The sequence below is a fragment of the Micromonospora sp. WMMC273 genome (assembly GCF_027460285.1).
GTDB classification, from domain to species: domain Bacteria; phylum Actinomycetota; class Actinomycetes; order Mycobacteriales; family Micromonosporaceae; genus Micromonospora; species Micromonospora aurantiaca.
Genome location: NZ_JAPZBE010000001.1, coordinates 2,724,293 through 2,746,311, shown reverse-complemented (window position 1 = coordinate 2,746,311; position 22,019 = coordinate 2,724,293). Strand labels below are relative to the sequence as shown.

Annotated in this window: 21 protein-coding genes; 7 read left to right on the top strand and 14 right to left on the bottom strand. The window is 72.4% G+C overall.

Annotated features, from left to right (window positions below):
• Window positions 1-8 precede the first annotated feature (8 nt).
• Together O7611_RS12770 and O7611_RS12765 are read right to left on the bottom strand one after the other, a co-directional pair.
• The gene (locus O7611_RS12770; RefSeq protein ID WP_194801582.1) at window positions 9-1,016 is read right to left on the bottom strand and encodes a helix-turn-helix transcriptional regulator; all 1,008 of its coding nucleotides are present in this window, start codon (window positions 1,014-1,016) and stop codon (window positions 9-11) included.
• Window positions 1,013-2,011, bottom strand: a complete 999-nt coding sequence (locus O7611_RS12765; protein ID WP_013286115.1) for a helix-turn-helix transcriptional regulator — start codon at window positions 2,009-2,011, stop codon at window positions 1,013-1,015. Before O7611_RS12765 ends, O7611_RS12770 begins: the two co-directional genes overlap by 4 nt.
• A gap of 104 nt (window positions 2,012-2,115) precedes the next feature.
• Here O7611_RS12765 and O7611_RS12760 point away from each other — a divergent pair, with 104 nt between their 5' ends.
• A complete protein-coding gene (locus tag O7611_RS12760) occupies window positions 2,116-3,108 on the top strand; it encodes a cation diffusion facilitator family transporter (protein ID WP_269696878.1) in 993 nt (330 codons plus the stop codon).
• Between the two features lie 44 nt (window positions 3,109-3,152).
• On the top strand, window positions 3,153-4,238 hold the full coding sequence (locus tag O7611_RS12755; RefSeq protein WP_269696877.1) for a DUF3866 family protein: 1,086 nt from the start codon (window positions 3,153-3,155) through the stop codon (window positions 4,236-4,238).
• A gap of 103 nt (window positions 4,239-4,341) precedes the next feature.
• On the opposite strand, the gene O7611_RS12750 is transcribed toward O7611_RS12755, so the two are convergent.
• From O7611_RS12750 to arc, 8 genes are all read right to left on the bottom strand, one after another.
• A complete protein-coding gene (locus O7611_RS12750; RefSeq protein ID WP_194801585.1) occupies window positions 4,342-4,560 on the bottom strand; it encodes a hypothetical protein in 219 nt (72 codons plus the stop codon).
• A 59-nt stretch (window positions 4,561-4,619) separates the two neighbouring features.
• The gene (gene pafA / locus O7611_RS12745) at window positions 4,620-5,978 is read right to left on the bottom strand and encodes a Pup--protein ligase (RefSeq protein WP_013286109.1); all 1,359 of its coding nucleotides are present in this window, start codon (window positions 5,976-5,978) and stop codon (window positions 4,620-4,622) included.
• Window positions 5,979-6,126: 148 nt separating this feature from the next.
• On the bottom strand, window positions 6,127-6,960 hold the full coding sequence (gene prcA / locus O7611_RS12740) for a proteasome subunit alpha (protein ID WP_194801586.1): 834 nt from the start codon (window positions 6,958-6,960) through the stop codon (window positions 6,127-6,129).
• A 55-nt stretch (window positions 6,961-7,015) separates the two neighbouring features.
• Window positions 7,016-7,855, bottom strand: coding sequence for a proteasome subunit beta (gene prcB, locus O7611_RS12735; RefSeq protein WP_181726645.1), 840 nt, complete (start codon window positions 7,853-7,855; stop codon window positions 7,016-7,018).
• Window positions 7,774-8,271: an endonuclease VII domain-containing protein gene (locus O7611_RS12730; protein ID WP_194801587.1), complete on the bottom strand. Its 498-nt coding sequence runs from the start codon at window positions 8,269-8,271 to the stop codon at window positions 7,774-7,776. The genes prcB and O7611_RS12730 overlap by 82 nt, the downstream gene beginning before the upstream one ends.
• A gap of 22 nt (window positions 8,272-8,293) precedes the next feature.
• A complete protein-coding gene (locus O7611_RS12725; protein ID WP_013286106.1) occupies window positions 8,294-8,500 on the bottom strand; it encodes a ubiquitin-like protein Pup in 207 nt (68 codons plus the stop codon).
• Window positions 8,501-8,607: 107 nt separating this feature from the next.
• Window positions 8,608-10,125: a depupylase/deamidase Dop gene (gene dop, locus O7611_RS12720; RefSeq protein ID WP_348651252.1), complete on the bottom strand. Its 1,518-nt coding sequence runs from the start codon at window positions 10,123-10,125 to the stop codon at window positions 8,608-8,610.
• 166 nt (window positions 10,126-10,291) lie between these two features.
• Window positions 10,292-12,073 (bottom strand): proteasome ATPase, encoded by a 1,782-nt coding sequence (gene arc, locus O7611_RS12715; protein WP_018784497.1) that lies wholly within the window; start codon window positions 12,071-12,073, stop codon window positions 10,292-10,294.
• A gap of 177 nt (window positions 12,074-12,250) precedes the next feature.
• Between arc and O7611_RS12710 the strand changes: the two genes are divergently transcribed.
• Window positions 12,251-12,544: a ferredoxin gene (locus O7611_RS12710; RefSeq protein WP_043324386.1), complete on the top strand. Its 294-nt coding sequence runs from the start codon at window positions 12,251-12,253 to the stop codon at window positions 12,542-12,544.
• 58 nt (window positions 12,545-12,602) lie between these two features.
• Here the strand turns inward: O7611_RS12710 and O7611_RS12705 are convergent, their stop codons facing one another.
• The 3 genes from O7611_RS12705 to O7611_RS12695 all read right to left on the bottom strand — a co-directional run bounded on the left by O7611_RS12705 (window position 12,603) and on the right by O7611_RS12695 (window position 15,350).
• Window positions 12,603-13,175, bottom strand: a complete 573-nt coding sequence (locus tag O7611_RS12705; protein WP_013476950.1) for a hypothetical protein — start codon at window positions 13,173-13,175, stop codon at window positions 12,603-12,605.
• 175 nt (window positions 13,176-13,350) lie between these two features.
• Window positions 13,351-14,295, bottom strand: coding sequence for a tRNA (adenine-N1)-methyltransferase (locus O7611_RS12700; RefSeq protein WP_194801588.1), 945 nt, complete (start codon window positions 14,293-14,295; stop codon window positions 13,351-13,353).
• The gene (locus O7611_RS12695) at window positions 14,292-15,350 is read right to left on the bottom strand and encodes a M50 family metallopeptidase (protein ID WP_269698092.1); all 1,059 of its coding nucleotides are present in this window, start codon (window positions 15,348-15,350) and stop codon (window positions 14,292-14,294) included. The genes O7611_RS12700 and O7611_RS12695 overlap by 4 nt, the downstream gene beginning before the upstream one ends.
• A 196-nt stretch (window positions 15,351-15,546) precedes the next feature.
• On the opposite strand from O7611_RS12695, the gene O7611_RS12690 reads away from it, so the two are divergent.
• The 4 genes from O7611_RS12690 to O7611_RS12675 all read left to right on the top strand — a co-directional run bounded on the left by O7611_RS12690 (window position 15,547) and on the right by O7611_RS12675 (window position 21,334).
• Window positions 15,547-16,464: a RecB family exonuclease gene (locus tag O7611_RS12690; protein WP_370584968.1), complete on the top strand. Its 918-nt coding sequence runs from the start codon at window positions 15,547-15,549 to the stop codon at window positions 16,462-16,464.
• Window positions 16,465-17,076: 612 nt separating this feature from the next.
• Window positions 17,077-17,760 carry a response regulator gene (locus O7611_RS12685; protein WP_269696876.1) on the top strand — a complete coding sequence of 228 codons (684 nt, stop codon included), beginning with the start codon at window positions 17,077-17,079 and terminating at the stop codon, window positions 17,758-17,760.
• A gap of 260 nt (window positions 17,761-18,020) precedes the next feature.
• Window positions 18,021-18,785: an ABC transporter ATP-binding protein gene (locus O7611_RS12680; protein ID WP_013476954.1), complete on the top strand. Its 765-nt coding sequence runs from the start codon at window positions 18,021-18,023 to the stop codon at window positions 18,783-18,785.
• Window positions 18,785-21,334: an ABC transporter permease gene (locus O7611_RS12675; RefSeq protein WP_194801591.1), complete on the top strand. Its 2,550-nt coding sequence runs from the start codon at window positions 18,785-18,787 to the stop codon at window positions 21,332-21,334. The genes O7611_RS12680 and O7611_RS12675 overlap by 1 nt, the downstream gene beginning before the upstream one ends.
• Before the next feature lie 45 nt (window positions 21,335-21,379).
• Here O7611_RS12675 and O7611_RS12670 read toward each other — a convergent pair whose 3' ends face one another.
• Window positions 21,380-22,018, bottom strand: a complete 639-nt coding sequence (locus O7611_RS12670; protein ID WP_194801592.1) for an HAD family hydrolase — start codon at window positions 22,016-22,018, stop codon at window positions 21,380-21,382.
• Window position 22,019: the final 1 nt, after the last annotated feature.

Here is a 22,019-nt window from a genome sequence, read left to right as displayed (position 1 = left end):
CGGTCAGCCTATCGGGTGACGCCGGCGGCCGCCGGGTCGGCGCTGCCGGCCGGGGTGGCGTACGCGTCGAGCGCGGCCACGGCCTGGGCGCGTACCTGCTCGGCCAGCTCGGCCGGCGCCACCACGGTCACCTCCGGGCCGAGCCCGAGCACGAACCGCCGGGCCCACCCGAGGTCGGTGACGCGCAGCGACACCAGCCACTGCTCGCCGTCGGCCTCGACCCGCTCGCACGGATAGTATTCGGTGATCCACCGCTCGCCCCGGCCGATCCGCAGCGTGATCAGCGGCAGGTCGGCCGACGGGCGGAACACCCCGTCGCTCAGATCGTGCGGGCGGGCCTGCGGCGGCACGACCGCCTGCTCCGGCAGCTCGGTCACCGCGTCGATCCGGTCGGCCCGGAACAGCCGCACCGCCTCGGCGCGGCGGCACCACGCCTCCACGTACGCCCGGCCGCCGACCATCAGCATCCGCAGCGGGTCGATCGTGCGTTCGGTGGTCTCGTCCCGCGCCGCCGTGTAGTAGGTGATCCGCAGCGCCCGACCGCGCTCGACGGCGGCGCGCAGCTCGCGTACCCGGGCGCTGTCACCGGGCAGACGGACCTCGACCGGCGCTCCGGCCAGGTCACCGGCGGCGTTCTCGATCTTGGCGAGCGCCCGCTCGACCGCCTCCCGGTTCGCCACGCCCGGCGTCTCGGCGATCATCCGCAACGCCACCACCAGGGCCAGGGCCTCGTCCGGGGTGAGGCGCAGCGGACGGTCGATGCCCGCGTCGTAGGTGATGGTCACCCGGTCGCCGTCGAACGCCATGTCGATCAGGTCGCCGGGGCCGTAGCCGGGCAGCCCGCACACCCAGAGCAGTTCCAGGTCCTCCCGGAGCTGCTTCTCGGTCACCCCGAGGTCGTGCGCCGCCTCGGCGATCTCGATGCCGGGGCGGGCCAGCAGGTAGGGCACCAGGTTGAGCAGCCGGGCCAGCCGGTCGGCGGAGGCACGGCCCGCGCGGGCCGCCGGGCGGGTCACCGGGCACCCCCGGTCACTGCCAGCTCGTCGTGGCGGGCGGCGACCTCCTTGAGCCGCTGGATGACCGCCTCCCGTACCTCCGGTGGCTCCAGCACGCGCACGTCCGGGCCGTACCCGACGATCTGGCCGGCCAGGTAGTCGGCGTCGGCGTACGGCAGCACCAGCCGGTCGCCGTCCGGACCGGCCTGGCACTCCACCGCCCAGCGGCGCAGCCCGGCGGCCCGGCCCGGCGTGGCCAGCACGGTGGCCCGGCCGGTGCGCTCCACCGGCCCGGACCAGCGGGCCACGTGGCTGATCAGGTCGACACCGGCGGGCGGCTCGTAGGCGCCCGGCTCACCTGTCGCCCGCACCGTGCCCACCACCCGGGACAGCCGGAAACAGCGGGTCGCCGCGCGGTCCAGGTCGTGGCCGACGACGTACCACCGGCCGCGCCAGCACACCACGCCCCACGGCTGCACCCGGCGCCGGGTGGGCGCGTCCCGGTCCGGCACGCGGTAGTCGAAGCTCACCTCGCGGCGGTCCCGCGCGGCGGCGGTGAGCGGCGCGAACGCCGGGTCGACAGTCACCATCGGCTCCAGGCCCAGGGTGGCCTGCGGGTCGACGTCGATGCCGGCGGCGCGCAGCTTCGCCAGCCCGGACGACGCGGCAGCGGCCAGGCCGGCGTGCTGCCACAGCCGCGCGGCGATGCCCACCGCGGCGGCCTCGTCCGGTTCGAGCGGGATGTCGGGCAACGCGTACGCGCGCGGCGCGATCCGGTAACCCGGCTCGGCGTCGAAGACGCTCGCCGTGCCGGTCTCCAGCGGCACGCCCAGCTCACGCAGCTCGGCCTTGTCACGCTCGAACTTGCGCTGGAACGCCTCGTGGTCCTTGGCGTCGTCCGGGTCGTGCTCGTAGCCGGGCACGGTCGCGGCGATCTGCGCGGCGGTCAGGAAGCGTCGCGTCGACAGCAGGCAGATCACCAGGTTGACCAGGCGTTCGGTACGGGTCCGGGACACGCCCAAACGCTAGCAGCCCGCGCGTGGCGCGCGGGCACCCGCGCGGCGCGGCGCGGGGGTCTTCCCACACGGCGGCGGGCATCGACCGGCCATAGGGTGATCGCATGGCGGAACCGGAGGTCAAGACCGAGAGCGTGGGCACCGTCGTGGTGGCCGGCGCGGCGAACCTCGCCATCGCCGTCGCGAAGCTGGTCGCGGGCCTGATCTCGGGCTCCGCGGCGATGCTCTCCGAGGCCGCCCACTCGCTCGCCGACACCACCACCGAGGTGCTGCTCTACCTGGCGCTGCGCCGCGGCGCGCGGCCTGCCGACACCCGGCACCCCTTCGGGTACGGCAAGGAGAGCTACATCTGGGCGTTCCTCGCCACGCTGTTCACCTTCGTCGCCGGGGCGGGCTTCGCCATCACGCACGGCGTCACCACCATCCTGGTGCACGAGCACAGCGGCGAATACCTCGTCGCGTACGTGGTGCTGGCGGTCTCCTTCGCGATCGAGTCGGTGTCGCTGGCCCGGGCGGTCCGGCAGGTGCGCGGCGAGTCCCGCCGCTGGGGCACCACCCCGCGCCGCTACCTGCGCCTGACCGCCGACACCACCGTCAAGGCCGTCTTCCTGGAGGACAGCGCCGCGCTGATCGGCCTGCTGATCGCCGCCGGCGGGCTCACCCTGTCGCACCTGACCGGCGACGAACTGTACGACGGCATCGCCTCGATCCTCATCGGCGTGCTGCTGCTGGTGGTCGCCGCCGTCCTGGCCCGCAGCAACATCTCGCTGCTTGTGGGCCGCTCGGTGTCGGACCGGCTGCACCGGCGCATCGAACGGGAGCTGGCGGACGTGCCGACGGTGGACCGGGTCGACACGCTGATGACCATGTTCCTCGGCCCGGACGACATCCTCGTCGCCGCCAAGGTCGACTTCCGCGACGACGCCACCGGCGCCGACATCGAGGCCGCCGCCGACGAGGCCGAACGCCGGCTCCTCGGGCACTTCCCGGAGATCGCGTACGTCTTCCTCGACCCCACCCGGTCCCGCTCCGCCGGCCGGCCCGCCCGCACCACCCAGGACGAGGCGGGCCGCCCGGTCGACGACCCGGACGCCTGACCCGCCCGGCGCCCGTCCCGGTGGCGGCCGATACCGTGCACCGCATGGTGCGATGGCGGTCCGGCACGGTCACGACGGTACGGCGACGGTGGACCGGCGCCGTCGAACTCGACGTCGACCTGCCCGACGGCACCAGGATGCGCGCCCTGGCCTACCCGGCCCTGGTCGGCGAGCCGGAACCCGGTGACCGGGTGCTGCTCAACGCCGGCGCGCTGCTGATGGGCCTGGGCACCGGCGGCTACGCGCTGGTCGTCGCGCTGCCCGACCGGCTGCCCCCGGACCCGCCGCAGGCCGGCGACAGCCGCGACGCCGGGCATCTGGTCAAGGCCCGCTACACGCCACTGCAACCGATCCTGCTCGGCGTGGACGAGGAAGCGTCACCGCACCACGACCGGCTCGCCGCCGCCGACACCGTCGACGGCATGCCGGTGGTCATCGCCGACCTGCACTCCGCGCTGCCGGCGATCCTGGCCGGGGTACGCGCCGACGCGCCCGACGCCCGGGTCGCGTACGTGCTGACCGACGGCGGGGCGCTGCCGGCCTGGTTCTCCCGCACCCTGGCCGGGCTGGCCGGGCACCTCGTGGGCACGGTGAGCGTGGGCCAGGCGTTCGGCGGCGACCTGGAGGCGAGCACGCTGCACAGCGGCCTGCTCGCCGCCCGGCACGTGCTCGACGCGGACCTGACGATCGTCGCCCAGGGGCCGGGCAACCTCGGCACCGGCACCCGGTGGGGCTTCTCCGGCGTCGCCGTCGGCGAGGCGGTGAACGCGATCGCCACGCTGGGCGGACGCCCGGTCGGCTCGCTGCGCATCTCCGACGCCGACGCCCGGCCCCGGCACCGTGGCGTCTCCCACCACAGCCTGACCGCGTACGGCCGGGTCGCGCTGGCCCCCGCGGAGCTGGTCGTGCCGGACGGTCTCGACCCCGGCCTGGCCGCGGAGGTCACCGCGGCGCTGAGGCCGCTGGCCGACCGGCACCGGCTCGTCACCGTGCCCACAGACGGCCTGGACGCGGCGCTGCGGAACAGCCCGGTCGGCCTGTCCACGATGGGCCGGGGCCTGGACGCCGACCACGTCTACTTCCTGGCCGCGGCCGCCGCCGGCCGGTACGCGGCGGGCCTGCTGACCTGACCGGCGCGGCCCGCCGCCGGACCGCGGTGGCCGGCGTCGCGGTGGCCGACGTCGCGGGACAGGCGCGGCCGGCGTCGCGGGACCGGGCCGACCGGCGCGGCGCTCAGCCGAGGAAGATGATCAGCCCGAGCCAGGCGCCCACGATCAGCGCCAGCGCCACCGCCAGTACCCACGTCGGCACCGTGTAGTCGCCGCGCCTGTTGCGTTCGATCTCGGCGCGGATCTTCTCCCGGCGGCGGTCGATCCAGTTGAGCTTCTCGGTGCCGTCACGGCCCGAGGACGTCTCGCGGCCGGGCCCACCGGCGGATTCGGAAGTGTTCATCGCGACGCCAGCGTACCCGTGGACGAGCGGCCGGTGCCGGGCACCGGCCGCCCGCACGATCACATGCTGGCGATCAGCCGTTCCACCCGCTCGTCGTAGGCCCGGAACGGGTCCTTGCACAGCACCGTGCGCTGCGCCTGGTCGTTCAGCTTCAGGTGCACCCAGTCCACGGTGAAGTCGCGCCGCTTCTCCTGCGCGTGCCGGATGAACTCGCCGCGCAGCCGTGCCCGGGTCGTCTGCGGTGGCGTCTCCTTCGCCTCGAAGATCTCCGGGTCGGTCGCCACCCGGTCCACCTCGCGGCGGCGCTCCAGCAGCCCGTACAGGCCACGCCCGCGCCGCAGGTCGTGGTAGGCCAGGTCCATCTGCGCCACCCGCGGGTGCGACAGCGGCAGGTCGTGCTTGCGCTGGTAGCGCTCGATCAGCTTCAGCTTGGTGACCCAGTCGATCTCCCGGGCCACCGGGTCCAGGTCGCCGGTCTCGACCGCGCGCAGCACCCGCCCCCACAGGTCGACCACCCGCTTCGCGGTCTGGTCGCCACCCCGGCGCTCCACGAACTCCGTCGCCTTGGCCAGGTATTCCTGCTGGATCTCCAGCGCCGAGACCTCCTTGCCGGAGGCGAGCCGCACCTTGCGGCGGCCGGTGATGTCGTGCGACACCTCGCGGATGGCCCGGATCGGGTTCTCCAGCGTCAGGTCGCGCATCACCACGCCGGCCTCGATCATTCGCAGCACGATGTCGGCGGTGCCGACCTTCAGCAGCGTGGTGACCTCGTTCATGTTCGAGTCACCGACGATCACGTGCAGCCGGCGGTAGCGCTCGGCGTCCGCGTGCGGCTCGTCCCGGGTGTTGATGATCGGCCGGCTGCGGGTGGTCGCCGAGGAGACGCCCTCCCAGATGTGCTCGGCCCGCTGGGACAGGCAGTAGACCGCGCCGCGCGGCGTCTGCAGCACCTTGCCCGCGCCGCAGATCAACTGCCGGGTGACCAGGAAAGGAATGAGCACGTCGGCCAGCCGGCCGAACTCGCCGTGCCGGGACACCAGGTAGTTCTCGTGGCAGCCGTACGAGTTGCCGGCCGAGTCGGTGTTGTTCTTGAACAGGTAGATCTCGCCCGCGATGCCCTCGTCGTGCAGCCGCTTCTCCGCGTCGACGAGCAGCCCTTCCAGGATCCGCTCACCGGCCCGGTCGTGGGCCACCAGGTCGGTCACCGAGTCGCACTCCGGAGTCGCGTACTCCGGGTGCGAGCCCACGTCCAGATAGAGGCGGGCGCCGTTGCGGAGGAACACGTTGCTCGACCGGCCCCACGACACCACCCGCCGGAACAGGTACCGCGCGACCTCGTCGGGGGACAGTCGGCGTTGCCCGCGATAGGTGCAGGTGACGCCGTACTCGGTTTCGAGGCCGAAGATTCGCCGCTCCATGATGAGACACTAGCCGCCCGGAGCCTCCGATGGGCAGCGCCGACGCTCGCCGCTTGCGATCTCCCCCACCGGATCGTGGAGGTGGCGGGCTCCGTACACGAAAGACCCCGCCACCTCGGCGAGGTGGCGGGGTCCGCGAGCGCGGATCTCACTCGCCGGGCTTGTCCTGCGCGTTGCCCTCCAGATCGGCCGAACCCGCCGACGTGGTCGGCTTCTTCGCCTCCTCCGTCGGCACGGCCGGCGTCTTCGCCCGGCCCGGTGCCGGCGCGGTGTCGGCCTCGGCGTCGCCCTCCAGCAGCGCGGTCAGCGCGGCGCCGGTCACCCGCCGGAACGTACGCCCGACCCGGCGCCGGTCCAGGACCGCCACCTCCAGCTGGTTCGCGGCGATCGTGCGGGCCGCACCGCCCTCGCCGCCGACGCTGCTCAGCGCCTTCATCGCGGCGCGGACCGCCTCCGACAGCGACATCTCCGGCCGGTGCTCGTTCTTCAGTACCCCGCTGATCGCCTCGGCCTGGCCACCCATCGCCATCCGGCCCGGCTCGTCGTTCACCGAGCCGTCGTAGGTCACCCGGTAGAGGGAGTCGTCCTCGGCGGTGGCGCCCACCTCGGCCACGCAGATCTCCACCTCGAACGGCTTCGACTGCTCGGTGAAGATCGCGCCCAGCGTCTGCGCGTACGCGTTCGCCAGCGCCAGGCCGGTCACGTCCCGGCGGTCGTAGCTGAGCCCGTTGAGGTCGGCCATCCGCACGCCCGCGCGACGCAGGTTCTCGAACTCGTTGTACCGGCCGACAGCGGCGAAGCCGATCCGGTCGTAGATCTCGCTGACCTTGTGCAGCGTGCTGGACAGGTTCTCGGCGACGAAGAGCACCCCGCCCGCGTAGCTCAGGACCACCGCGCTGCGGCCCCGGGCGATGCCCTTGCGGGCCAGCTCGGAGCGGTCGCGCATGATCTGCTCGGGCGAGGCGTAGAACTGCATGGCCACGGCGGCGGTTCTCCTTCTGCGGGACTGCTGACTCGGTGGACGGTGCGGAGCGGCATCAGCCGCCGGGATTCTCCATCCGGCCGGACACCACGCTCTCCGCGATCGCCGCCGTCTCGGCGTCGGTGAGCCGGTGGGTGCCCTCGGCGGTAGCAGTCATCACGACCGGGTAGATCCGCCGGGTCAGGTCGGGGCCGCCGGTGGCGGTGTCGTCGTCCGCCGCGTCGTAGAGCGCCTCGACCGCCAGCCGCGTCGCGTCCTCGACCGACAGACCGGCCCGGAACCGCTTCTTGAGCGCGGACTTGGCGAACAGCGATCCGGAGCCGATCGCGTCGTAACCGGTCTCCTCGTACGGGCCGCCGGTCACGTCGAAGCTGAAGATCCGCCCGGCCCGCGCCGGGTCGCTCGCGGCCAGGTCGAAGCCGGCGAACAACGGGATCACGGCGAGGCCCTGCATGGCCGCGCCCAGGTTGCCCCGGATCATCGACGCCAGCCGGTTGGCCTTGCCGTCGAGCGAGAGCATCGCGCCCTCGATCTTCTCGTAGTGCTCCAGCTCCACCTGGAACAGTCGCATCAGCTCGATGCCGATGCCGGCCGTGCCCGCGATGCCGACGAGCGAGTACGCGTCGGCCGGATGCACCTTCTCGATGTCGCGCTGGGCGATCAGGTTGCCCATCGTGGCGCGCCGGTCGCCGGCCATGACCACACCACCGGCGGCCGAGATGGCCACGATGGTGGTCGCGTGCGGCGCCATGTCGGCGGCCATGCCGGGCGGCAGCGGCCGACGGCCGGGCAGCATCTCGGGGGCCACCTTGCTCAGGAACGCTGTGAAGGAGGACGTCCCCGCGTTGGTGAACACATCTGGAAGACGCCCGGATGGATCAAAACCCGCTGCCACGTGGTTCCTCTCAGGTACGTGATCGCCCTGGCCAGGACGTCGGCGTTGTCCTTGAACTGGCCAAGACCACCGTTGCAGTTGAAGCAGAGTATCCCGCGCACCCATCCGGTGCGATGATCGTGGTCCAGATGTTCCGGATCGGGGCGCCGGCAGATCGCGCACACGCCGCCCTGCTCGGCCAGGAGCTCCTGGAACTCCTTCTCCCCGACCCCGTAGCGACGGCGCAGGTGGTACTCGCGGCTACCGCCGTACAGGCGTAGCCTCGTCTCCTTGCCCTTCTCGTTGTGGCACGGCTTGCAGTAGCTGCCCCGACCGTCAGGGCGACGACTGTTGGCGCAGAACTCCTCAAGCGGCTTCCACTCGCCACAGTCCCGGCAACGGCGGTAGCCGTCCCGGTCGCCGAGAGCCCTGGGCATGTCCGATTTGATCGGCTATGCCCTACTGGCCCCCTTTTTGTACGTAGCCCCTCACAAATTCCTCTGCGTTCTCCTCCAGGACGGAGTCGATCTCGTCGAGCAGGTCGTCCACGTCCTCGGTGATCTCGGCGTGCCGCTCGGCCACCTCGGGGTTGGCCTCAGCGGTGACCTCCTCGACCTCCTCGCGGGACTTGCCGGACTGGGTCTGCCCACCCTCTTGCGTCGCCATGGTGGTGCCTCCTCCACGATCGCCTGCGATCAACTTACCTCGCGGGAGCGACGAAAGGCCCGTCGCGTGCCCGTTTCCGGCACCCGGCGGGCCTTCCGGCATCGGGGTCACCCGCCGGTGAGCGTCTCCAGCAGATCCTTGGCGCTCTCGCAGCGGTCGAACAGCTCACCGACGTGCGCGCGGGTGCCCCGCTCGGGCTCCATCATCGGCACCCGGACCAGCGACTCCCGGCCCACGTCGAAGATGACCGAGTCCCAGCTCGCGGCGACCACCTCGGAGGCGTACCGGTCCAGGCAGCGGCCCCGGAAGTAGGCCCGGGTGTCCTCCGGCGGCTCGGTCATCGCGGTACGCGTCTGCTCGTCGGTGAGCAGCGTCTTCATCGAGCCGCGCTGCACCAGCCGGTGGTAGAGGCCCTTCTCCGGCCGCACGTCGGAGTACTGCAGGTCGACCAGTTGCAGCTTGTGCGAGCCCCAGGCGAGCTTCTCCCGCTCCCGGTAACCCTCCAGCAGCCGCAGCTTGGCCACCCAGTCCAGTTCGTCGGCGCACTCGAAGGCGTCCCGGCCGAGCCGGTCCAGCACGCTCTCCCAGCGGCGCAACACGTCGGCGGTCTGCGCGTCCACGTCCTTGCCGTAGCGGTCGTCCACGAAGGAGGTCACCCGCTCCAGGTACGCCCACTGCACGTCCAGCGCGGTCAGCTTGCGGCCGTCGCGCATCCGCATCAGGTGCTTGAGCGACGGGTCGTGGCTGACCGCGCGCAGCTCGGCCACCGGGTCGGCGATGCCCAGGTCCGCGCCGAGCGCCTTCTCCTCGATCATGGCGAGGATCAGCGAGGTGGTGCCGACCTTGAGGAACGTGGAGATCTCGGAGAGGTTGGCGTCGCCGATGATGACGTGCAGCCGGCGGTACTTGTCGGCGTCGGCGTGCGGCTCGTCCCGGGTGTTGATGATGGGCCGCTTCAGCGTCGTCTCCAACCCCACCTCGACCTCGAAGAAGTCGGCCCGCTGGGAGATCTGGAAACCGGCCTGGCCGCCGTCCTGGCCGATGCCGACCCGCCCGGCGCCGCAGACGATCTGCCGGGTGACGAAGAACGGCGTCAGGTACGCCACGATGTCGGCGAACGGCGTCTGCCGGCGCATCAGATAGTTCTCGTGCGCGCCGTAGCTGGCGCCCTTGTTGTCGGTGTTGTTCTTGTACAGGTGGATCGGGTGGGTGCCCGGGATGGTCGCGGCGCGGCGGGCCGCCTCGGCCATCACCCGCTCCCCCGCCTTGTCCCACCGCACCACGTCGAGGGGGTTCGTCACCTCGGGCGTGGAGTACTCCGGGTGCGCGTGGTCGACGTAGAGACGGGCGCCGTTGGTGAGTATGACGTTTGCGAGTCCGAGGTCCTCGTCGGCGAGCGCCTCGGCCGGGTCGTACGCGGCGCCGGAGTAGGTGAACCCGCGGGCGTCGCGCAGTGGCGACTCCTCCTCGTAGTCCCAGCGGGCCCGGCCGCCCCGGTTGAGTTCCGGCCGCGCCCCGTAGGCGTTCACCACCTGGGAGGAGGTGACCATCGGGTTGGCTCCGGCCTGACCGGGCACGGAGATGCCGTACTCGACCTCGGTGCCCATGATCCGTCTAACGCTCATCGACCTGCCCGCTCCGCTCGCCGTCCCGGTCCCCGTCACGTCGAGCGTAGTCGCCGTCACGCGTGCAGGGGGCGTGGCGGCAGCGCCGGGTCCGGTGTGGCGGCTTGCCGGATGCGCGCGAAGGCCCGTGGCGCGTACGCCACGGGCCTTCGTCGAGGGGGTCGGACTACAGGTACTGGCCGGTGTTGCTGGCGGTCTCGATGGACCGTCCGGCCTCGGCGCCCTTGCCGCCGGAGACGAGCGTGCGGATGTAGACGATCCGCTCGCCCTTCTTGCCGGAGATGCGCGCCCAGTCGTCGGGGTTTGTGGTGTTGGGCAGGTCCTCGTTCTCGCGGAACTCGTCGACGCATGCGTCGAGCAGGTGCTGCAGCCGCAGACCCTTGCGTCCGGAGGTGAGGAACTCCTTGATGGCCATCTTCTTGCCCCGGTCGACGATGTTCTGGATCATCGCGCCGGAGTTGAAGTCCTTGAAGTAGAGGACTTCCTTGTCGCCGTTGGCGTAGGTGACCTCGAGGAAGCGGTTCTCCTCGGTCTCGGAGTACATCCGCAGGACCACCGCGTCGATCATCGCCGCGACGGTGGCCTGGGCGTCGCCGCCGTGTTCGGCCAGGTCGTCGGCGTGCAGCGGCAGGCCGGCGAGGATGTACTTGGAGAAGATGTCCTTCGCCGCCTCGGCGTCCGGCCGCTCGATCTTGATCTTCACGTCGAGCCGGCCGGGGCGCAGGATCGCCGGGTCGATCATGTCTTCCCGGTTGGAGGCGCCGATGACGATGACGTTCTCCAGGCCCTCGACGCCGTCGATCTCGCTGAGCAGCTGCGGGACGATGGTGTTCTCCACGTCGGAGGAGACGCCGGAGCCGCGGGTGCGGAACACGGAGTCCATCTCGTCGAAGAACACGATCACCGGAGTGCCCTCGCCGGCCTTCTCCCGCGCCCGCTGGAAGATCAGCCGGATGTGCCGCTCGGTCTCGCCGACGTACTTGTTGAGCAGCTCGGGGCCCTTGATGTTGAGGAAGAAGCTGGTGTGCCGCTCCTTGCCCTCACGCTCGGCGATCTTCTTGGCCAGCGAGTTCGCCACCGCCTTGGCGATGAGCGTCTTGCCGCAGCCGGGCGGGCCGTAGAGCAGGATGCCCTTCGGCGGCCGGAGCTGGTGCTCACGGAACAGGTCGGAGTGCAGGAAGGGCAGTTCCACCGCGTCGCGGATCTGCTCGATCTGCGCCTGGAGACCGCCGATGTCCTCGTAGTTGACGTCGGGCACCTCCTCCAGGACCAGTTCCTCGACCTCGCTCTTCGGGATCCGCTCGTACGCGTACGCCGAGCGAGGCTCGATCATGAGCGAGTCGCCGGCCCGGATCGCACTGCCGATCAGGGTCTCGGCGAGGTGCACGATGCGCTCCTCGTCGGAGTGCGAGACCACGAGCGCCCGGTCACCCGGAGCGCCCTCGGGGCCCGCCAGGATCTCCTTGAGCATCACCACCTCGCCGACCCGCTCGTAGCCGAACGCGTCGACGATGTTGAGCGCGTCGTTGAGCAGGACCTCCTGGCCACGGCGCAGCTCGTCGACCTCGAGCGACGGCGAGACGGCCACCCGGAGCTTGCGCCCGCCGGTGAACACGTCCACCGTGCCGTCGTCGTGCTTGGCCAGGAACACGCCGTAGCCACTCGGCGGCTGGGCGAGACGGTCGATCTCCTCCTTGAGCGTCACGATCTGCGCGCGAGCCTCCTTGAGGGTGCTCACGAGCCGTTCGTTGTTCTCGGTCAGCCGCGCCAACTGTGCCTGGGTGGCCGCCAGCCGCTCTTCGAGCTGCCGGACGTGTCGGGGGCTTTCGGTCAACTTGCGCCGCACCAGAGCGAGTTCCTCTTGCAGGAACGCGACCTGCGTGGAGAGATCGTGGGCTTCCTTTTCCCACCGTGCGGCGCGCGAGTCCGCGTCGTCGCTGCGTGCCACGTCCCACCTCCCCGGGGGGCTTGAACGTTCTGACCTAACACTAGCCGCTATGAGCCCGATTCGGTCCACAGCAACGCGCTCGTCACCGAAGCTTGATCGCGAAGGGCTGGTCGCGGGGCGGGTACGGGCGTTCGGGTACCGTCGGAGTGTGGGACGGGAGAACATGGGGGGTGCTTCGTGACCGACGTCGCGACCGACCAGTTGCAGGTCTGGGTGGATCAGGACCTCTGCACCGGTGACGGGCTCTGCGTGCAGTACGCGCCGGAGGTCTTCGAGTTCGACGTCGACGGCCTGGCGTACGTCAAGGGCCCGGACGGCGAGCTGCGGCAGGCCCCGGGCGCCCGGGTGGACGTGCCGGAGCACCTGCGCCTCGAGGTGATCGACTCGGCGAAGGAGTGCCCGGGCGAGTGCATCCACGTGGTGCGCGGCAGTGACGGCGTGGAGGTGGCCGGCCCGGAGGCCGACGACTGACCGTGGACGGAGACGACGGGCCGGGGACGACACGTCCCCGGCCCGTCGTGCGTCCGCCTCAGAGCAGGGGCCGGCCGACCACCGAGGCGACCAGCCGGGCGAACTCCTCCAGCCGGGCGATCTGCCCGGCCCCGCCGTCGTCGAGGGTCTTGCCGAAGCGCAGCGCGTCGTGCCGGGGCGCGCCGATCGCCTCGTCGCTGGGTGGCGCCTCGTCCAGCGAGCTGAGCAGCAGGTAAACGTCGATGCTGTCGACCCGTACGGTGCCGTTGTCGGCGCGCATGAGCCGCCGCCGGCAGCCGACCTCGGTGACGGTGGACAACGGCACCACCCGCAGCGACGAGGTCATCGCGCCGGGCGGCCCCTCCCCCGGCGGCACGTCCTCGCCGTGCCAGAGCACCAGCCGGCTGCCGTCGCAGACGACGACCTCCTGCCACACCCCGTTCACCTCGTTGACGAAGCGTTCCAGCGTGAAGCCGAGCACGGAGGCGCCGCGCAGCACGCCGTCGAGCGCCTCCAGCGCGATGTCCGGGTCGCGCAGGTACGCCCGCGCGGCCGACTCCAGATCCGTGTAGGGCGACCAGTCCGGGAAGACGGCCGGCAGGTCGCCGTTGCCGTAGCCGGGGTTACTCACGCCGCCTCCCGCCCGGCCGCGCCGCCGTACTGCCACCGGTCCCGGTCACCGGCACGGGCACGCCGCCCGACGCGCGCCCCGATCCGCTCGCTCATGCCACCGTCTCCACCCGCTCAGGTGTCGTCCCCACCGGCACACATGATCCGCCCGTGCGCGCGCGCCCGCGCGGCGGGGGTCAGGACTCCTGCGGCTCCTCCGCCGCGCGGGCCGCGGCGGCGGCGCGCAGGGCGTCGCGGCGCTGCGCGTACGCCTCGGCGCCCTTGCTGGGCTTGCGGCGGCGAGGCGGCGCGGTGACCCCGGGGGCGAGCTTGCGGGCGGACACCAGGAACGCGGTATGGGCGATCATCCGGTGGTCCGGGCGGACCGCGAGCCCCTCGGCGTGCCAGTCGCGCACGAGTGACTCCCAGGCGCGCGGCTCGGTCCAGCCGCCGCGCTCGCGCAGCGCCTCGACCAGCTCGGACAGCTGCGGGGTGGTGGCCACGTAGCCGATCAGCACGCCGCCGGGCACGAGCGCCCGCTCGACCATGTCGAGCATCTCCCACGGGGTGAGCATGTCCAGGATGATCCGGTCGAATCCGGTCTCGGCGCAGTCGGCGACGTCGCCGACGTGCAGGTTCCAGGCCGGGTGCGGGCCGTTGAAGAACGCCTCGACGTTGCGGCGGGCGATCTGGGCGAAGTCGTCGCGTACCTCGAACGAGTGCAGCTCGCCCTCGGTGCCGACGGCCCGCAGCAGCGAGCAGGACAGCGCGCCGGATCCGGCGCCGGCCTCCAGCACCTTGGCGCCGGGGAAGATGTCGCCCATCGCGACGATCTGTGCCGAGTCCTTCGGGTAGATCACCTGGGCGCCGCGCGGCATGGACAGCACGTAGTCCGACAGCAGCGGCCGCAGCGCCAGGAACGCCGTGCCGCCGCCGGCGGTGGTGACCACGCTGCCGTCGGGCAGGCCGATCAGGGTGTCGTGCTTGAGGATCCCGCGGTGGGTGTGGAACTCCTTGCCGGGCTCCAGCGTCACGGTGTGCATCCGGCCCTTCGGGTCGGTCAGCTGGACCCGGTCGCCCGGCCGGAACGGCCCGCGATGGACCGGGGGCAACGCCGGGACGGTGGAGATCTCTGCGGTCACGTGTTCGTCTTCCGTTCGGGTTCCAGGAGCTGGGCGAGATCCGCGATGTGCAGCACGCCGACCACATCTTCGCCTGCCGTCACGACGTACTGCGCGCCCGGGTGGGTGCGCACCGTCTCCAGCACCCGCTCGCCGTCGGCCCCGAGCGGCAGGGCCGGCACGGCGGCCAGGTCGCGGGCCACCTCGTCCACCGCGACCCACGGCCTCCGTTCCGCGGGTACGCGGGCGGCGCGCGCCGGGTCGACCAGGGCGACGGTACGGCCGGCCGAGTCGGCCACGCCGAGCGCCGCGTCGGGGGTGCCCGCCTCGTCGCGGCGGCGCTGCGCCTCGGCCAGCGGGGTACCGGCGGGCACCGGCAGCACCGGGCGGGCCAGCCGGGCCAGGTCGATCAGGTGCAGCCGGCGGCCGATGCGGGCCAGCCGGATCGACTGGCCGGCGCCGCGCCACAGCGTCAGCGCGACGAGCAGCAGCAGCGGCAGGGCCAGCGGGGCCAGCGCCCGGCGCATGGTGAGCACCACGACCAGCGCCAGCGTGCCCAGCGCGACGGCCCGGCCCACCCAGCCGGCCACCTCGGTGCCGCGGTGCCGGTCGCGGGTGAGCGCCCACACGGCGGCGCGCAGCGCCCGGCCGCCGTCCAGCGGCAGCCCGGGCAGGCTGTTGAAGATCGCCACCACGACGTTGCTGACCGCGAGCTGGAAGGCGAGCTGGTGGCCGAGCGTGCCGGCGGGCAGGGCGAGGGTGGCGGCGACCGCGCCGGCGCCGAGCACCGCGGAGACGGCCGGCCCGGCCAGGGAGATCAGCAGCTCGACCCGGGGGCTGGGGGCGTCGCGGTCCATCTCGGTGTACCCGCCGAGCAGTTCCAGCGTGATCCCCCGCACACCGATGCCGTACCGGCGGGCGGTCAGCGCGTGGCCCAGTTCGTGCAGCAGCACGGAGCCGAGCAGCGAGATCACGAACCCGAGGCCGACGAGGTAGCCGCCGAGCGGGCCGAGGTCGAGCTGACGGCGGGCCAGCGCCGCGTACAGCACGGTGACCACGACCGTGAGCAGCAGCATCGAGGCGTCGACGCGCAGCGGCACCCCGAGCACCCGGCCGAGGCTGAGGCCCGGCCGGCGGGGTCCTCGGCTCCGCTGCTGCACCGGCCCGATGCTACGTGAGCGCGGGGAGCGAGCCGCCGCGGTCGCGCGGTTCCGATCATGCTTCGGTGCGGCGACGGGGGCCCTGTCACACGCGTGCCCTAACCTTCCGGGCATGACGGCGGAACCGATGATCGACAGTCCCGGCGACCAGACGGCGGCAGCGGCGCCGGTCACGGTGCGGGCCTCGTTGTCGCCGTCGCGGGCGGCCGACTTCAAGACCTGCCCGCTGCTCTACCGGTTCCGCAGCATCGACCGGCTGCCCGAGCGGCCGACCGTCGAGCAGGCCCGGGGCACGCTCGTGCACGCCGTGCTGGAGCGGCTGTTCGACCTGCCGGCCGCCGCGCGCACCCCGGAGTCGGCCGGTGACCTGGTCGCCCCGCAGTGGGACCGGCTGCTCACCGAAGAGCCGGAGCTGGCCACGCTGTTCGCCGACGGCGACGCCGTCGGGCCGCAGGAGTTCCTCCGGTCGGCGACGGCGCTGCTCGACGGCTACTTCGCGGTGGAGGACCCGCGCCGGCTGGAGCCGGCCGAGCGCGAGGCGCTGATCTCCGCGGTGGTGGACGACGAACTGCTCATCCGTGGCTACCTCGACCGGCTCGACGTCGCGCCGGACGGCGCCCTGCGGGTGGTCGACTACAAGACCGGCGGGGCTCCGCGCGAGGCGTTCGAGGCGCGGGCGCTGTTCCAGCTCAAGTTCTACGCCCTGGTGCTGTGGCGCACCCGGGGCGTGGTGCCGCGGGTGCTGCGCCTGCTCTACCTCAAGGACGCCGAGGTCTGCGACTACGCGCCGGACGCCGACGAGCTGGTGCGCTTCGAGCGCACCGTGGTGGCGCTGTGGCGGGCGATCGAGCAGGCCACCGACCGGCAGGACTTCCGTCCCCGGCCGAGCCGCCTGTGCGACTGGTGCAACCACCAGGCGCTGTGCCCGAGCTACGGCGGGACGCCGCCGCCGTTCCCGGTGGCTGCCGCCGCACCCGACCCGCTCGTGGACGCCCGCTCCCGCCCGGCGCCACCCGGCGCCGACGAGTGACCTCCGTTCCCGCCGGAGGATGCCCGGGCTGACGCCGGGCCGGGCGGCACCGGATCGGCAGGCGCTCCCGTGCAGGGCCAGCACGCAAGCCGCCCGCGATCCCGCTGGGAAACCAACCCCCGCCTGACCGCCCGCTTCCCGCCACCTGGGCGCATGCGGCCACTTCGCCGAGGTGGCGGGGTAGACGGGAGCGGGACGCGCCACCTCGGGGAGGTGGCGGGGTCGACGGGGGTGGGATGCAGCCACCTCGGCGAAATGGAGTCGATCGAGCGTGTGGGGCGTGCACCACCGGCCGGGACGGGTTCGCCGAGCCGGCGCGCCGCGCTCCCCGAGCCGGGCGAGTCCCGTGGCAGGTCACCGCGGGGCGAATCGGATGCCGGTCACCCTCGGACGAATGCGGCGCCGGGTCACCGTGGTGCCCCGCGATCCCGTGTTCGCCGGGCGCGCAGAGCCCGGCCAACCCGCGGGATCGGGCGGCCTGATCGGCGGCCGGGCGGCCGTCGCCCTCTACGGTGGTTCGCGGCGGCCCGGTTCCACGCCGGACGGATCGCGGGCGCGTGCCGGTGCCCGGGTCCCGGCCGGACCACCCGCCCCGGACGACGAGGGGGACGCATGACCGAGGGCGCCGTGTCCCGGCCGGTGCGGGTTCTGCTCGCCGACGACCAGCCGCTGCTGCGTACCGGATTCCGGATGGTGCTCGGCGCGGAGGACGACCTCGACGTGGTGGGTGAGGCCGGCGACGGCGCGGAGGCGGTGGACCTGTCCCGGCGGCTGCTGCCCGACGTGGTACTGATGGACGTCCGGATGCCGCGCCTGGACGGGGTGGCCGCGACCCGGGCGATCGTGTCGGCCCGGCTGCCGGTGCGGGTGCTCGTGCTCACCACGTTCGAGCAGGACGAACACGTCGTCGGGTCGCTGCGCGCCGGGGCGAGCGGCTTCCTCACCAAGGACGTGCCGGCCGAGGACCTCGTCGCGGCGATCCGCACTGTGGCCGCCGGGGGCGCGGTGATGTCCCCGCGCATCCTGCGGCGGCTGCTGGACCGCTTCGCCCAGGTGCTGCCGGACCCGGCCGCCGCGCCGGCGCGGGCGCTGGCGCCGCTGACCGACCGGGAGCGCGAGGTGCTCACCCACATGGCGCGCGGACTGTCCAACGCGGAGATCGCCCGGGTGCTGTCGGTCAGCGAGACCACCGTGAAAACCCATGTCGGGCACGTGCTGACGAAGCTACGGTTGCGCGACCGGGTGCAGGCGGTCGTGCTCGCGTACGAGACGGGACTGGTCCGTCCCGGCGGCTGAGGTGGCGCGGGTCACCTACCGTGACCAGCGGCGGGGCTGATGTGTTGACCATCACGCCAGGTGAGGCCCTGACGTCGGCGTCGCCTGCCGGTCAGGGGTCACCCTGAGCCCGGATGGGGGTCGACCCTCACCGGAAGATCGGCACGGATTCCACCCCAGGTCGGAGGGCTTTCGGGCTCGCGACCTCGAGGATGGATTCCGCCGCACCGGCCAGCGGGGGCGGTGCGGCATGAGAACGACAGACGGAAGAGGTAGATGACGTGACCGCGACGGTAGGCCGAGAGCAGGCCGCGGCCCGGGCGAACGATGTGTGGAAGGTGTACGGCAGCGGCGAGGCGCAGGTCGTCGCGCTGCGGGGCGTGACGGCCGAGTTCGAACGCGGCCGGTTCACCGCGATCATGGGCCCGTCCGGCTCGGGTAAGTCCACTCTGATGCACTGCCTCGCCGGTCTGGACACGGTGACCAAGGGCACCGTGATGATCGGCGACACGACGGTGACCGGTCTCAACGACGCGGGTCTGACGAAGCTGCGCCGGGACAAGGTGGGCTTCATCTTCCAGCAGTTCAACCTGCTGCCCACGCTCACCGCGCAGGAGAACATCCTGCTGCCGCTGTCGATCGCCGGGCGCAAGCCCGACCCGGCCTGGTACGACACGGTGATCGACACGGTCGGCCTGCGGGAGCGGCTCGGGCACCGCCCGGCGCAGCTCTCCGGCGGCCAGCAGCAGCGCGTGGCGTGCGCCCGGGCGCTCGTCGCCCGCCCCGAAGTGATCTTCGCGGACGAGCCGACCGGCAACCTGGACTCCCGCTCCGGCGCCGAGGTGCTGAAGTTCCTGCGCAACTCGGTACGCGAGCACGGCCAGACCATCGTGATGGTCACGCACGACCCGACCGCCGCCGCGTACGCCGACCGCGTCGTGTTCCTCGCCGACGGGCAGATCGTCTCGGAGCTGATCGAGCCGACCGCCGAGACGGTGCTGGACACGATGAAGAAGCTGGACGCCCCGGTCGAGGTGGGCAACTGATGCTGCGGGCAACGCTCAAGAGCCTGCTGGCGCGCAAGCTGCGCCTGCTGCTGTCCGGCCTGGCGGTGGTGCTCGGCGTCATGTTCGTCTCCGGCGCGTTCGTGCTCACCGACACGCTCGGGCGGTCCTTCGACGCGGTCTTCGCCGACGCGTACGCCGAGGTCGACGTCAGCGTCGAGGCGAAGCCGAAGATCGACGTCTCCACCGCGGAGGGCATGCCGCTGAGCACCCCGATGCCGGCGTCGGTGCTCGACCGGATCAAGGCGGTGCCCGGCGTCGCCGACGCCAAGGGCGTGGTCGCCGCCGACGGCGCCCGCATGATCGGCAGCAACGGCAAGGTGGTCACCTCGTTCGGTCCGCCGCAGCTGGGCCAGAACTGGCTCGGTGAGAGCGACCTGGTGGAGATCCGCGAGGGCCGCGCGCCGCAGGCCGACGACGAGATCGTGATCAACACAGCGCTGGCCGAGGCGGGCAAGGTCAAGGTCGGCGACCGGGTCGGCGTGCTGACCCTCGCACCGAAGAAGGAGTTCACGCTCGTCGGCGTGTTCGGCTACAGCGGCGGCCGGGACTCGATCGGTGGCGCCAACGAGGTCTACTTCACCACTCCGGTGGCGCAGCAGCTGATGCTGGGCAAGCCGGACGTGTTCAGCAACGTCAGCGTCCAGGCCGCCGACGGCACCACGCCGGCCGCGCTGCGCGACGAGGTGGCCCGCACGCTCGGCGCCGACTACCAGGTCAAGACCGGCGAGCAGCTCGCCGCCGACGCGTCGGCCGGCCTCAAGGAGGGGTTGTCGTTCTTCAACAAGATCCTCCTCGGGTTCGCCGCGGTGGCGCTGCTGGTCGGCACGTTCCTGATCCTCAACACGTTCTCGATCATCGTGGCCCAGCGGACCCGTGAGCTGGCCCTGATGCGCGCGATCGGGGCCAGCGGCAAGCAGGTCATCGGCTCGGTGGTGCTGGAGGCGCTCGCTGTCGGCCTGATCGCCTCGGTGCTGGGGCTCGCCGCCGGCATCGGTGTGGGCGCGCTGCTGGCGTACCTGTTCGGTCAGCTCGCCGGAGGTCTGACCCTGGCCGGGCTGGGCGTGCCGGCCTCGGCGGTGATCGGCGCGTTCGCGGTCGGCATGCTGATCACGGTGATCGCCGCGCTGCTGCCGGCGCTGCGTGCCTCGCGCATCCCGCCGATCGCCGCGATGCAGGACGTCGCCACGCCGGACCGGCCGCTGACGAAGGTCACCATCGGCGGCGCCGTGGTGACCGGCATCGGCGCGGTGCTGCTGTTCCTCGGTCTCGGCGGGCACGCCGGCGACAGCACCCTGGCGACCATCCTCGGCGGCGTGCTGTTCGCGTTCATCGGGGTGGCGCTGCTGACGCCGATCATCAGCCGGCCGGTGGTCTCGCTGCTCGGCGCGATGTTCTCCTGGTCGGTGCCGGGCAAGCTGGGCCGGCTCAACTCGGGCCGCAACCCGCGCCGTACCGCGATCACTGCGGCCGCGCTGATGGTGGGCATCGCCCTGGTCACCGGCGTGACGGTGATCCTGGACTCGGCCAAGGGCAGCATCGGCAAGCTGGCCGAGGACACCATCAAGGCGGAGCTGGTGATCTCCGGGTCCACGTCCGGGCCGCGTCCGGCGAGCTTCGACCCGGCGGTGCTGGAGAAGGCCGCCGCGATCCCGGGCGTCCAGATGGTCGACGGCGAGTACGGCGACATGGCAGTGGTCGGCGGCGAGCGGACCTGGGTGGCCGTGTCGAGCAACGTGGCCGCGCTGCAGCAGATCTTCGGGGCGAAGGCCACCGCCGGTGACATCGGCAAGCTGGCACCGGACCAGATGCTGGTCAGCTCGGACACGGCGAAGGCACGCAACCTCAGCGTCGGTTCGACGGTGCCGGTGCAGCTGTCCCGCGGCGACGCCCGCACGTACACGGTCAGCGGCATCTACGAGAGCTCGCAGCTGACCAACCCGGTGACGCTGCCGCCGCAGGCCGCCGCGGACTTCGCCATCCCGCAGCCGATCCAGGGGTTCCTGCAGCTCGCCCCCGGCACGTCGGTGGACGCGGTGCAGCCGCAGATCGAGCGGCTGCTGGCGGACAGCCCCGAGGTGTCGGTGGCCGACCGGGCCGGGTTCATCGAGCAGCAGACCGGTCAGCTGGACTCCCTGCTCCAGATGATCCAGATCCTGCTGGCGCTGGCCATCGTGATCGCGGTGCTGGGCATCATCAACACGCTCGCGCTGTCGGTGCTGGAGCGGACCCGGGAGCTGGGTCTGCTGCGGGCGATCGGCCTGCGCCGCGCCCAGACCATGCGCATGATCACGGTCGAGGCGGTGGTGATCTCCATCTTCGGCGCGCTGCTCGGCGTGGTGGTCGGCACGGGTCTCGGGGCGGCGGTGGTCGAGGCGCTCAAGGACGAGGGCATCAGCGACCTGGTCCTGCCGTGGGGTCAGATGGTGACGTTCCTGATCCTGGCCGCGATCATCGGCGTGGTCGCCGCGGTGCTGCCGGCGATCCGCGCCGCGCGGATCAACGTCCTGGGCGCCATCGCCCACGACTGACACACCGGAAAAGGGGCCCCTCTCGTCGAGAGGGGCCCCTTTCCGCTATCGGTTGAGCAGGGCCGCGAGCAACTCCAGGTCCGCCCCGAGCAGGCTCTCCATCTGGTGTACGCCGTCGGCGGGCGCGAGCGGCACCTCGGCCGGTACGGCCAGCACCGCCGCCCCGGCGGCGAGCGCACTCGCCACCCCGGTCGGTGAGTCCTCGATCGCCACGCACCGTTCGACCGGCACGCCCAGCAGACGCGCGGCGGTCAGGTACGGCTCCGGGTGCGGCTTCGCCGAGTCCACCTCGTCGCCGCAGACCACCGCGTCGAAGCTGTCCCGGCCCAACGTGTCCAGGGCCACCTCGACCAGGGACCGGCCGCTGGAGGTGACCAGCGCGGTGGGGATGCCGGCGTCGCGTACCGCCCGCAGCAGCGCCAGCGCGCCGGGGCGCCACTGCAGCCCGGTGCGGAACAGCTCCAGGATCCGGGCGCTGATCCAGTCGGCGCTTTCCTGCACGTCCCGCTCCGGCTGGCCCAGGTCGTCGTGCACGATCCGCATCGCGTCGGCCATCCCGGTGCCGACGATCGCGCGGCGGGCGTCATCGGACAGGACACCGCCGTACACGGCGGCCAGTTCCTGCAACGCGACGTCCCACAGTTTCTCGCTGTCGACCAGGGTGCCGTCCATGTCGAAGAGCACG